9 protein-coding genes and 1 pseudogene are annotated in these 11,218 nt (G+C 68.3%); 5 read left to right on the top strand and 5 right to left on the bottom strand.

Features of this window, described 5'->3' with window-relative positions; genetic code table 11:
* Window positions 1-247 precede the first annotated feature (247 nt).
* A pseudogene (locus ACIBI9_RS65920) lies at window positions 248-577 on the bottom strand (DDE-type integrase/transposase/recombinase); the annotation flags it as partial.
* A gap of 253 nt (window positions 578-830) precedes the next feature.
* Here ACIBI9_RS65920 and ACIBI9_RS65915 point away from each other — a divergent pair.
* Both ACIBI9_RS65915 and ACIBI9_RS65910 read left to right on the top strand, forming a co-directional pair.
* On the top strand, window positions 831-1,403 hold the full coding sequence (locus ACIBI9_RS65915; RefSeq protein ID WP_397238968.1) for a DDE-type integrase/transposase/recombinase: 573 nt from the start codon (window positions 831-833) through the stop codon (window positions 1,401-1,403).
* Window positions 1,404-1,407: 4 nt separating this feature from the next.
* Window positions 1,408-1,821 carry a hypothetical protein gene (locus tag ACIBI9_RS65910; RefSeq protein ID WP_397238966.1) on the top strand — a complete coding sequence of 138 codons (414 nt, stop codon included), beginning with the start codon at window positions 1,408-1,410 and terminating at the stop codon, window positions 1,819-1,821.
* Between the two features lie 372 nt (window positions 1,822-2,193).
* On the opposite strand, the gene ACIBI9_RS65905 is transcribed toward ACIBI9_RS65910, so the two are convergent.
* Entirely contained in the window at window positions 2,194-3,777 is a 1,584-nt protein-coding gene (locus ACIBI9_RS65905) for a helix-turn-helix domain-containing protein (RefSeq protein ID WP_397238964.1), read from the bottom strand.
* Between the two features lie 180 nt (window positions 3,778-3,957).
* Here ACIBI9_RS65905 and ACIBI9_RS65900 point away from each other — a divergent pair, with 180 nt between their 5' ends.
* Both ACIBI9_RS65900 and ACIBI9_RS65895 read left to right on the top strand, forming a co-directional pair.
* Complete coding sequence (locus ACIBI9_RS65900) at window positions 3,958-4,416, top strand: hypothetical protein (RefSeq protein ID WP_397238962.1); 459 nt, start codon at window positions 3,958-3,960, stop codon at window positions 4,414-4,416.
* Window positions 4,417-4,644: 228 nt separating this feature from the next.
* A complete protein-coding gene (locus ACIBI9_RS65895) occupies window positions 4,645-5,109 on the top strand; it encodes a hypothetical protein (RefSeq protein ID WP_397238960.1) in 465 nt (154 codons plus the stop codon).
* A 1,171-nt stretch (window positions 5,110-6,280) separates the two neighbouring features.
* Here the strand turns inward: ACIBI9_RS65895 and ACIBI9_RS65890 are convergent.
* The gene (locus ACIBI9_RS65890; protein WP_397238958.1) at window positions 6,281-6,562 is read right to left on the bottom strand and encodes a hypothetical protein; all 282 of its coding nucleotides are present in this window, start codon (window positions 6,560-6,562) and stop codon (window positions 6,281-6,283) included.
* An 85-nt stretch (window positions 6,563-6,647) separates the two neighbouring features.
* Window positions 6,648-7,643, bottom strand: a complete 996-nt coding sequence (locus ACIBI9_RS65885; RefSeq protein ID WP_397238956.1) for a hypothetical protein — start codon at window positions 7,641-7,643, stop codon at window positions 6,648-6,650.
* Between ACIBI9_RS65885 and ACIBI9_RS65880 the strand changes: the two genes are divergently transcribed.
* Entirely contained in the window at window positions 7,632-9,611 is a 1,980-nt protein-coding gene (locus tag ACIBI9_RS65880; RefSeq protein WP_397238954.1) for a transposase, read from the top strand. The two genes, ACIBI9_RS65885 and ACIBI9_RS65880, sit on opposite strands and share 12 nt — an antisense overlap.
* A 229-nt stretch (window positions 9,612-9,840) precedes the next feature.
* Here the strand turns inward: ACIBI9_RS65880 and ACIBI9_RS65875 are convergent, their stop codons facing one another.
* Complete coding sequence (locus ACIBI9_RS65875; protein WP_357618265.1) at window positions 9,841-11,082, bottom strand: FAD-dependent monooxygenase; 1,242 nt, start codon at window positions 11,080-11,082, stop codon at window positions 9,841-9,843.
* Window positions 11,083-11,218 lie beyond the last annotated feature (136 nt).

The raw sequence follows: 11,218 nt of genomic DNA, 5'->3' as shown, positions 1-11,218 counted from the left end.
CCTGCTTCACCCCACCGCTACGACGGCCGGGCGACGGTGGTCTTACACCTCCGTTCGGACAAACAGCGCTTTCCATGGCGCACTGACACGTTTCTCACCGGCACCCCCTATTGGGTCACCATCCGCACGGCCGACGGCTCGCATCCAACCGTCCCCGAGGCGACCGACAGATCAACAGCAAGGACACCCGAAGGGTCAGTCGTAACACGAGTCAAGCCGCCCCGGTGACGGTGATCCCATTCTCACAGTCGTAGCAGACGCCGGTGCGGCCGACCGAGCGGCGGATGCCCAGGCCGGTCAGGAAGCGGCCGAACTCGTCGCTGGTGTAGTTCGAGCCGCGGTCGGTGTGGAACAGGGCGCCGGGCTGGAGCAGGCCGGTGCCGGCGGCCATCCGGATCGCGTCCTTGACCAGGTCGGTGCGGTAGTGGTCGGCCATCGCCCAGCCCAGCACTGCCTTGCTGTGACAGTCGATCACGGTGGCCAGGTAGAGGAAGCCCTCCCAGGTGCGGACGTAGGTGATGTCGCCGACCAGCTTGGTGCCCGGACGGGCGGCGGTGAAGTCACGGCTGACCAGGTCGGGGATGCCGCGGAAGTTGTGAGTTCCGGCGGTATGTGGCCGAGAACTTCCGGCGCTCTCTGGCCGCTGACCGGACAGAACAACCGTTCTGCGCGGCGTCCCGAACAGACCTGCCGCAGGTCAGCGCCATGATCCCGATCGGGATGGCGATCCGGTCCTCGAAACGTACCGGTCAGATAGCGCCGAAACTCCCGGCCATGTACCGGCGAACCTCACAGACTGGGCCAAGCTGATCAAGAGCTGGTTCCCGGAGATGGCCGACTCGACGCTGCGGCAAATCACCTGGCCGGAGATCGACAGGCACCGCGACTACATCAAAGCTCTGCTGGGGACGGTCACCGTCACCACCATTCACCAGCGGTTACGCGACGAGCATGGGCTGAAGGTGTCCATTTCAGCGTTCCGCCGGTGGGTGCACGCCACGCTGCCGGAGGAGATGAGCCGCTCCCGGGTCACGGTGCTGCGCAGGGAGTTCGAGCCTGCTGCCGAAGCCCAGATCGACTACGGCTTCCTCGGCCAGTGGAGCGACCCGCGCACCGGCAAGCGGCATCGGATCTGGGCGTTCGTGATGGTGCTGCCGTGCTCACGGCACATGTTCGTCCGGCCGGTGGTGCACCTGGACCAGCACGCCTGGACCGAAGCGCACGTGGAGGCCTTCCGATTCTTCGGCGGCGCGCCGCACCGGCTGGTGCCGGACAACCTGCGCACCGGGGTGGACAAGCCGGATCTCTACGACCCGAAGATCAACAAAGCCTACGCCGAGCTGGCCGCCCACTACGGCACCCTGGTCGACCCGGCTCGGGCCGGCTCGTACGGCGGCTGGTGAGGACATGACCATCGGCCAGTACGACACCGAGACCCGGCTGTGCCCGACTTGCCGGGCCACCGCCCCGGGGACCGGCGACATGGTGACCGTGGTGTGGGCCGAAGACGGCGTCGCGGTCACTCAGGTCCACGCCGCTGACTGCGCCGACTTCCTCGCCCAGGAAAGGCGGATCAGGGAGGGCGCCGAGCTGACGCGCCAGGAGGAGGAGCGGGCCCAGCAGCTGTTCCCGGACGCCCACGCCCGTTTCCAGGCCGCCCTGCAGGCGCTGCCCGCCGAACAGGCCGCCAGCCCGTTCGCCGCGGCGCTCGCCGAGCTGGTCGCCATCCAGGCTGACCTGTTCCATGACGGCGGCGGTTTCGTCGTCCTGCCGCACTGGGCCGACATCCTGGACCGGCACTTCCCGGCCGCCGACGATTAGCTCAGGCCTAGAGCGGCAGCGGATGGTCGCAGTGGTAGCAGTACATCATCGCGCTGTCGGCCAGGTCGTAGAAGAAGCGGGGGTTGGCTCGGCGCATCGCGGCGTCGGTCGACTCGCATTCGCCCAGGCATCGTCCGTCCGGACCCAGCGGCTGCTGGGGTGGCGAGACGGTGCACTTGGTGAACCGGTGGCCAGGGTCATGGTCGGCCGGATCGGTGCAGCCGCGGGGGCATGGCCAGTTGCGCGCCGCTGCCGGCGACGGCCCCCGGCTTTAGGGCTTGTGGTTCAGGAGGTTCCGGCACGCGTGCTGGCGAATATCGCCCGGAGTGGGAAGAGGCGGCACCACTGGTTGACCGCCGAGCTTGCGAAATGCTACCGGCCGGTCACGAGGACTGGCCGGGTGGTGATGTCGAGAGAGTCGCCCGAGGCGACGGGCGTGGAGGTTCCGTCCAGCTTGTGGACCTGGGTGGCGCCGGGTGGAGCCGGCGTCGACGCGGTGCCTGTATGGGTCCAGCGCAGGACTGCGGAGGGGTACCGGCCGGCAACGTCGGGCATGGTGAACTCGCACTGCCACACGTTGGCTGGCAGGCGGATCGCGGCTCCCTGACCGCAGGCCCGCACCTGGGCATGGGCAAGCCAGCGCTGCAACTGCTCCACCGCGAGCGCGGCCCTAGTGGGTGCTCCGCCCTCGGCCTGCAAGACCACCGGCAGGTTCGCGCTGCCCCAGGCGTAAAAGTAGGTGCGTTGAAGGTTGCTGCTGGCGCTGCCGTAGAGCCCGGTTAGGTAGAAGCGCACCGCGTGATCGATCGCGCGCGCCTCGTCCAGCGGTTGCTGCAGGACGATGTCGTGCGTGGTCCCGGTGCTCCAGACAGGGGGATGCACTCCCGCCTGGTGCATCGTCCGGTAGGCAGCCGCCAGGATCGTCAGTACGGTCTCCGGCGGATCGGAGGCGATGCGCTGGTGCAGCTTGATACTGGCGACGTCACAGTGTTCATAGCCGCCTGTCTCGGCGAACCTGCGCAAAAGTTCGCGTCCCTCGGCGCTCCACAAGCGGCCCATGCCAGGGCACACCACGATGGCCTTGGGGTCGGCCCGTTTGATGATGCGGTTCGCCCGCCTGGTCATCTCGACCAGGGTCGCCGTGTCGCCGGTGTAGAACCGGGAATCGTTGCCGACCGGCCACAGCTCGTACCCCTCCACCCGGCCCCGATACCGCTGAGCCAGCGCGCGGACGAACCGCTCCCAATCGGCCAGGTCGTCCGGTGGCGCCGCCCGGGAACCGTCGGGATAGGCCATGCGCGGAGCGTTCGGGGCGGCCCACGCGGGAGTGCCGCCGATGACGAACAGCGCGGGCAGCCCGGCCCGCTGCGCGCCCTTCACGAGCCGATCGGCAACGGTCCAGTCGTACTCGCCCCGGCGTGGCTCGAGTTGGGTCCATCGCGTGCCGCTGTCCCAGAACCGGACCGCTCCCACCCGGAAGCCGGGCATCTCGCCCGTGTCCGCGTTCATCGTTACGCCGAACCGGGCCGAGGCCACCGGCATCGGAGCAACAACCCAGCTCGGACCACTGACCCACTGCGGTGGTGCGGGCACAGGCGGGGCGCCGGGCGGACCCACCGCAGTCAACAAGAGCGCCGCCACTGCGATTAGCACTACGCCGCGTCTCAGCGGCTTCCCGCGCGCTGCGGGATTGGGATGTGCCGGTACGGCCGGCGGCGTCGAGGCCGGTTCCTGAATCGAGGCCGGTTCCTGATCGGCAAGCCAGGCTTGAGTGACCTCCAGAATCTCCTGATCGGTCGCGCCGCAGGCTCTGGCGATGCTCGTGAGGACAGCAGCGTCGGGGATCCTCGCCTTGCCCGTGCAATAGCGGTGCAGGGTCGAACTGCTGATGTACGTCCTACGGGCGAGAGCGGCGTAACTTTGCCCGCTGCGTTTCTTCAAGATCTGCAGAAGCATCGAAAGAGCCATCGTTTCTGATCATTTCACGCCATCCCAGGCTGATCCAATGTCCGCTGGTCAGGGTCGGTATGACATCCCAGCCGTCCCAACCGGGCGCGATCGCGTTGCCGTAAAGAGGGCGACCTCCGCACAGTCGATGACGGCCAGCCATTCGTTTCAGAAAGGAGCGATACAGCCATGGGGCGAACTTCTGCGGCGGCTCTGGCAACCGTGTTAGCGGGGGCCGCGATCATGACCGCCGCATCACCTGCCGCGGCCCACAGCGAGCCTGTTCAACCTCCGCCGATCGTGCGGTCCACTGACTCGGCCGTGAAGTGCTGGGAGGGATCTGACCGTACCGGCGAAGCCTTCATCAACAGCTGCCTGTTCCGCCGTTCCAGCGACGGCGCCCACTACGTCGATCTTTATGTCTGGGACAACAACCCGGGCAACGGGAAGTGCGCACGAGCCGCGGTGGAGTGGCGGCACGACAACGGCAGCTCCTATTACGACCCGCCCTCGGGCCTGACCAACTGCTCTGCCTCTTGGGTGGGAGGGGTCTACGGGGCACGTAACCAGACCAACTATCAGTGGGTGAGGCCAACCGTCTGGATACAAGGTGACTCAGCCACCCTCTTCTCTCCGTACTACTTCTGACGGAAGTCGAGAAGAGTCCGCGAAATACACGCGCAGTTCGTGAACAAGTGCGTCTACATGGGCCATCACGAGCTCGGACCCGACCGGCAAAGGGCGGCAGACGCTGGGGCCCCGGTGGAAAGCCGCCCTGAACGCCTTCCATCACCTTCGCAGGCCGTCTGACTCGACTACCACGACAACTCATCAAGATCGAGATACACCGTTAACTGGACACCTAGGGAGCCAGGCATGAAGACACTGAGGGCCAGCCGAGGCGTTGGGATCGGCTGTCGGATGGCTATGGTCACTGCTCTGATAGCCGGCGGGCTGGCAATGCAGACCCTTGTGGCAGCCGAACCCGCGCACGCCGGTCCCGAGTGCAGGCAGCCGTTCTGTGGGAAAGTCGACAATCATGCCAAGAAGCGGATCCTGATCTCGCGCGATTGGTGCGGCGGCGGCGAACGGAAAGTCGGCAATCATCCCTGCTACAGCAATGGCCGCAACCAGGACCCGCACTACGCTTGGGTCCAGCCTGGGCAGGGCTCGAGCAGGTACTTCAAAGACACCGATGCCTTCCTTGTCGACGTCGGCTGCAGGGTCACCTGGTACAGCGGAGGGATAAGGTCGGTGCAGGCGAGCCACCGCCCCCAGTCCGAGATATGGATCAGGGTCCACAACAACGAGAGAATCTGGATCGCAGACGTGCGCTGCTGACTTTCCCCACCCTCGCCGCGACCGCGGCGTCCCGATGAGCGCCCGACCGTGTCGCCGGCGGCGTGGCCTGCGGGGACTTGTCCGGGAGCTGTCGGATTAGCCTGAGCAGGGAGTTTGAACTCATGGCGACCGCCAAGTGGGCCGCGAGGCGAGCCGGGAACGTCCTGCCAGCGCCAGCACACGATCCGCTCCAGCAGGCACCGCAACTCCAGCGTCCAGCGCGTGACGTTCCGACACCGTCCCACACGTCGGGGCAGGCCGCCTGCGTCGAGGTCGAGAGCGACTTCCTCCACGGTTGGGCGCTGGCGGCGAGCTGGTCGTCGGTGAGGGCGCGCGCGGGCCATGGGTGCGGGTGGCCAGCCATGCCCGCAGATCGTCTACTCCCGCGTCTCCACCGCGACCCAGTCTCTGCTGCGGCAGCGCCACATCCTCACCGAGGCCGGCCTTCTCGTGCGCATCGAAGGCGTCGCCGAGGGATTGCGGCCAGCCGCGCGGCCGCCTCGGCGTCGGCCTCCAGCGCCCGGCGCGGGCTGCTCGTCCTCGACGAAGCACCGCCAGGCGTACGGCGACCAGGCCGCCGGAACGGCCTGCGGAGGGCTGAGGTGCTGGCCAGTGAGGGAAAGGGCCGAAAGGTCCGCCATAGCGCCCAGCTTTCCAGCCTCGATGCCCTGACGCTCTGTGGATGGGAAGATCCACAGAGCTGGCGACGTCCCCGGTTCCTGAGGTTCGAGGTCTGAGCGGGGTAGATCAGCCCGAGGAACGGACCGGGAAGGCCCCTGCCCAGGCCCGCGTCCAGCACGGCGCGCTCCTGGGCCACCGACCTCCAGGACGCGGCAGCCGGCTACCCGCAGACCGGTGCCGTTGCCCTGGCCCCCGCATCCTCCATGCCTGCCCGCCCGCGCACATATCCAGGAGTCGCCATAGGCGAGTCGGGGCGGCCAACGCGTGCCCGAAAACCATCTGACCTGGCGATACGCTCCCTGTCGGGGTTGCGGTCTTAACCACGCCACGGAAGTCGGGGGTGAAATCCAAACCGACGTCGCCCCTGAAAGAACCGGCCGCCCGAGGCGTCGACGCTACCCGTCCGTGACCGGCAGCACCCTGGGCACTCTCGGCGGCCTGGCGGGCGGCTTCCTGCTCGCGGCGTTGTGTGGCCGCCCGGATCCGGCGTCTAGAGCGGCGTGCCGTTCTCGTCCAGGAAAGCGGCCAGCGCGGCGTCGTCCAGGGCGGAGGCGGTCGCGATGTCCCGGATGGCGGCGATAGCCGCTTCGGTGCCGTCGCAGAGTTCGGCGACGGCCCGGGCGCGATCGGCGGAGAAGTCGATCTGCTGCCTGTACAGCAGCGCCAGCGCTCTGGAGGAGGCCATGCGGATGGCGGCCACGGCGTTGAAGACATCCATGGACGCATCGCTCGGTGATTCCTCGTGATCGCCCCGGCCCTGCTCATCGCCCACCGGCTTATTCCTCACCACCCTCGGCAGGGTAGAGATTCCAGGCGGGCGGTGCACGGCGAAACGTCAAGACCTCTTTCGCGCTCCCTCAGGAGGGCAGGGCGCCCAGCCGGGCAGACCAGGAAGAGGTGTCCCGCAGGGTCCGGCCGTGTTCCTGGCGGGTCCAGCCGAGCACCTGGCGGCCGGTCAGCCTGGTGACGGCGGCCGCGGCCGCGCGCTGGGCGGCAGTGACCCCGCGCGCGGTGATCGTGCCATGCGGCCCGAAGCCGGGCACGCCGAGCGAGGCGTGCGGGCTGTGCAGGGACCACCAGCCGTCCTCACGCAGCAGCGTGACGCACGTGTCGCCCCAGTCGTGGCCGAACGGCGGCGGGATGACATCCCCCGCCCGGCCACTCTTGCCCGGGGACGGGCGGCGGGCAAGGAGTTGATCGTAGGGAGCAACCGACGGCAGCGGCCGGGTTTCGGCCGGCAACGCCTGCAACAGCTCGGCGAGCCAGGCCGCACCGGCGACGTCCTGGTCACTCGGGTCGACGGGGCCGACGGGGGTCTGGTCGACGTCGCCCCCGTGGCCGCCATCCGGAACGCCGGCAGGGACGTTGCGCGCGCGGCGGGCGCGTTGGCGGCAAGCCGCGTTGCAGAACCGGCGGGGCCGCCCAGTGACCGCGGTGGCCAGCTGGGCCTGGCACCCCGGCGCCGCGCACAGACCAGGCCGGGCGCTGATCTGATCGGCCAACGCCTGCAGCCGGAGCGCCTGCGGGACGGGGGCCAGGGCCAGCGACGGGGCCAGCAGGGTGCGCAGCTGGTCGGCGAGGTGGGCCACGTCTTCAGGGTCGGGCATCAGGCCGATCGCCCGCTGCATTCTGCGCTCGGGGCTGTCCCAGTCGGGCCAGGCCGCCGCGCTCAGCTCCGCGGCGAAGCAGGTGAGGCGGTCGGTGAGTGCCTGCAGCTCGTCGACCGCCACCGGGTTGACGAGCCCCAGGCGCGCCCGCGCGAGCTCGGCTTCTGGGCCGCCGAGCTGCTGCAGGCGCTGGGACTCGATCAGCAGAGCGGCCTGGCGGGCCAGCGGAACCAGTTGACGCAACAACTCAGTGATCATGTCGAACTGTCGTGCCTGCCGGTCGGGTTCGAGGAGGTCGCCGCCTTCCACGACGACGCCCACGAGCTGCTGGTGTACCGGTTCTTCAAGAAGGACCGGCCGGCGCTGTTCGAACTGGCGGGCAAGCTGCGGCTGAAGTCCACCTCCAGCGACGATTCGGTACTGGCCGCGCTGGCGCACGCCCGCGAGCACTCACCCAAGCGGCGCGACTTCATCCCGCTGCCGCCCCCGGTGGAGGAGGACGTCCCGGAGTCGGGCATAGCGTTCGCCTCGGGCAACTGGCGGCGCGCGGTGACCGACCGCAGACGGCCCGGCATGGTCGCGCGCCGGCACTTCGAGGCCATGGTGTTCTGCTACCTGGCCGAGGAACTGCGCACCGGCGACGTGGCCGTGCTCGGCTCGAACGAGTACGCCGACTGGAGCGCCCACCTGCTGCCCTGGGACGAATGCCAGCCGAAACTGGCCGCCTTCTGCGAGAAGGTCGGCCTGCCCGACACCCCCGCCGGTTTCGTCGCCCACCTCAAGGACGCCCATCTGAGCGCGGCCGCGCATTTGGACGCCGGCTACCTCGACAACGCCGACCTGGTCATCGACGAAGGTGGTGTGCCCACCCTCAAGCGCCGCCGCGGTAAGGGCAGCGATGCGGAGGCCGAGCGGCTGGCGGCCGAGATCGAGCGGCGCATGCCCGAACGCTCGCTGCTGTCGATCGTCGCGCGCACCGCCCACTGGCTCACCTGGTATCGCCACTTCGGCCCCGCCTCCGGCTCCGACCCCAAGATCAAGGACAAGCTGGGGCGGTACTCGCTGGCTGTGTTCACCGGCGGCATCAACATCGGCCCGTACGAGGCGGCCAAGCACATCGCCGGCGTCACCGCCCGCGAGCTGTCCATGGTCCGCAACCGGCACATCACCCTGAAGAAGCTGAACGCCGCGATCGCCGACGTGGTCAACGCCTTCGCCGAGCTGGACGTGATCAAGGCCTGGGGCGACGGCAGCACGGTGGCCGCCGACGGCACCCAGGTCGACACCTACATCGACAATCTCCTGGCCGAAACCAGCATCCGGTACGGAGGATTCGGCGGCATCGCCTACCACTACATCTCCGACACCTACGTGGCGCTGTTCTCCAGGTTCATCCCGTGCGGGGTGTGGGAGGCGGTGCACCTGATCGAAGGGTTGCTGGCCAACGACTCCGACATCCAGCCCTCCACCGTGCATGCCGACACCCAGGGCCAGAACTTCCCGGTCTTCACCCTGGCCACGTTGTTCGGGTTCGACCTGATGCCACGCATCCGCAACTTCAAGGACCTGATCTTCTTCCGCGCCTCCGAGAAGATCGCCTATCCGCACATCGACCAGCTGTTCGGCGAGAGCGGCCGCAACGTCATCGACTGGAAGCTGATCGACAAGCACTGGATCGACCTGATGCAGGTTGCGATCTCCATCAGCGAGGGCTGCCTGTCCTCGGCCACGCTGATGCGGCGCCTGCGGTCCAACTCCCGCAAGAACCGCATCTACAAGGCCTTCCGTGAGGTCGGCCGCAGCGTACGGACCGTCGCCCTGCTGCGGTATCTTGCCGACCCGGCGCTGCGGGCGCGCGTCACCGCGGCGACCAACAAGGTCGAGTCCTACAACGGATTCTCCAAGTGGCTCGGGTTCGGCGGGGTGCTGGCCGACAATGACCCCGAAGAGCAGGAGAAACTGATCAAGTTCAACACCCTGCTGGCCAACCTGGTCGTCTTCCACAACGCGCTGGACATCTCCGACGTCGTGCGGCAGCTTGTCGCCGAGGGCTGGAGCATCACCGCCGACCACCTCGGCCAGATCGCCCCCTACCTGCGTGCGCACATCAGCCGCTTCGGTGCGTACGCGACCGATGAGCTTCGTCACCGGCCCGATCCATTCGATCCGCTGCTGAAGGAGGTCGACTTCAGCGACGTCGAGCTGGCCGCTTGATCATGGAGGCGGTTGGTGCTGGCTGGCCGCCCCGCGATGACAGCCCGGACATGACAGGCACCGCCCGCCTAGCACTTGCCGCGAAGAGTCCAGGCATGTACGTGATAACAGCCTATTCTCCGGTACATGACCCTCCCGGCCATCCCCGCGACCTGCGTCCGAGCATTCGTTCGACGAAGTTGCGGGCCCAGACGACCTCGTTCTCCCGCTCGTATTCGAGGAACTCCACTCACGCTGCAGCGGCGGCGATATCCAGACTTTTCATCCGCGCCCTGTTGGTCATCATCTTGGCGAGCAGCCGGCCGGCGATCGGCAGCCGGGCGAGGCGGATCATCACGGACCGAAGCAGCAACTCGGCGCGGTTGCCTGGGGTGAAGAAACCGCGCATGCTCACACCGCTGCCGAGGTGGTGGTCGATGAACGGGCGCAGGTGGTCCTCCCAGTCCTGCAGCGCTCGTGGCACGTCGTGCGGGTGGCGTTCCAGCATGGTGCCGAGCAGGTCCGCCCCGGCCAGGCCGGTGGATGCCCCCATGCCGGAGTAAACGGTCAGGCACCACGCGGCGTCGCCGACGAGCACGACTCGGCCGCGGTGCCAGTGGTCGAGGTGCACCTGCTCGGCGGAGTCGAACAGGTGGTCCGGGGCCTTCTCGAACTGGTCGAGCAGCCAACCGAGCGTGGAGCCGGTGGGCTCGGGGCCGTAGGCGGCGCGCAGCGAGTCGATGGCCGGCCGGGTGAACTCGGCGTCCACGTCGTCGGTGCGGTAGGAGAACAGCACCGACGGCGGACGGTCGGCGAACGAGAACACCCACACCGATCGGCCCGCCTCGGCCATGTACAGCCCGTCCTGTAGGCGGTAGCCGGGTACCGGCTCGGGCAGGCTGTACACGGCGATCATGTAGTTCAGCCGACGGATCGGGCTCTGCTCGGGCTCGAACGCAAGCCGGCGCACCGTCGAGCGCAGTCCGTCTGCCCCGACCACCAGGTCGAACCGTTCGACGGTCGTCGTCTCCGTCGTCAGGTCGCGGATCTCGACGTCCACCCCGTCGAGGTACTGGTCCAGCGCGATCGGCACGGTCGAGTACCGGATCTCGACCTCGTCGGGCAGGGCGGTGAAGGCCGCGTCTTCGATGTCGCCCCGCATCACCATTCGAGACCCGCCGAACACATCGGCGTAGCCCACACCGCGGCGGCGCCGGCCCGTGCGGTCGACGTCGTAGCTCACGCCTTCCGGAGCGAAGCGATTCGGCACCGCATCGGCGATGCCCAGCCGCTGCGCGGCGGCGAGCCCGGTCCCGAACAGGGCGATGAAGTATCCGCCGCGGCGCCGCTCGGGGGCCTTCTCCAGCACCACCACGTCCCAGCCCGCGCGATGCAGTCGCAGCGCGGAGGCGATCCCGCTTATCCCGAGGCCGACCACCAGGGCCCGCTGTCGCGATGTCGTGTTCTTGTCCATGGGATTGCGGTCCGACATTGTCGTGTCCTCCATCTGGTTGGGGTGGGTCGGCCGTTCAGGAAGCCGAGGATGTGGAGACGTCGAGGCGGGCGAGGAAGCCGAGGAGTGTGGCGTTGACCTCGGCGGGACGCTCCTGCTGCTTGCTTGCTGGGCA

The organism is Nonomuraea sp. NPDC050451, assembly GCF_044458585.1.
Note: the sequence above shows the minus strand (reverse complement) of the source record. Positions and strands in the feature narration are given on the sequence as shown.

Coding starts and splice junctions, on each gene's coding strand:
- ACIBI9_RS65915 (WP_397238968.1), top strand. CDS start 831: ATGGCCGACTCGACGCTGCGGCAAATCACCTGGCCGGAGATCGACAGG.
- ACIBI9_RS65910 (WP_397238966.1), top strand. CDS start 1,408: ATGACCATCGGCCAGTACGACACCGAGACCCGGCTGTGCCCGACTTGC.
- ACIBI9_RS65905 (WP_397238964.1), bottom strand. CDS start 3,777: ATGCTTCTGCAGATCTTGAAGAAACGCAGCGGGCAAAGTTACGCCGCT.
- ACIBI9_RS65900 (WP_397238962.1), top strand. CDS start 3,958: ATGGGGCGAACTTCTGCGGCGGCTCTGGCAACCGTGTTAGCGGGGGCC.
- ACIBI9_RS65895 (WP_397238960.1), top strand. CDS start 4,645: ATGAAGACACTGAGGGCCAGCCGAGGCGTTGGGATCGGCTGTCGGATG.
- ACIBI9_RS65875 (WP_357618265.1), bottom strand. CDS start 11,082: ATGTCGGACCGCAATCCCATGGACAAGAACACGACATCGCGACAGCGG.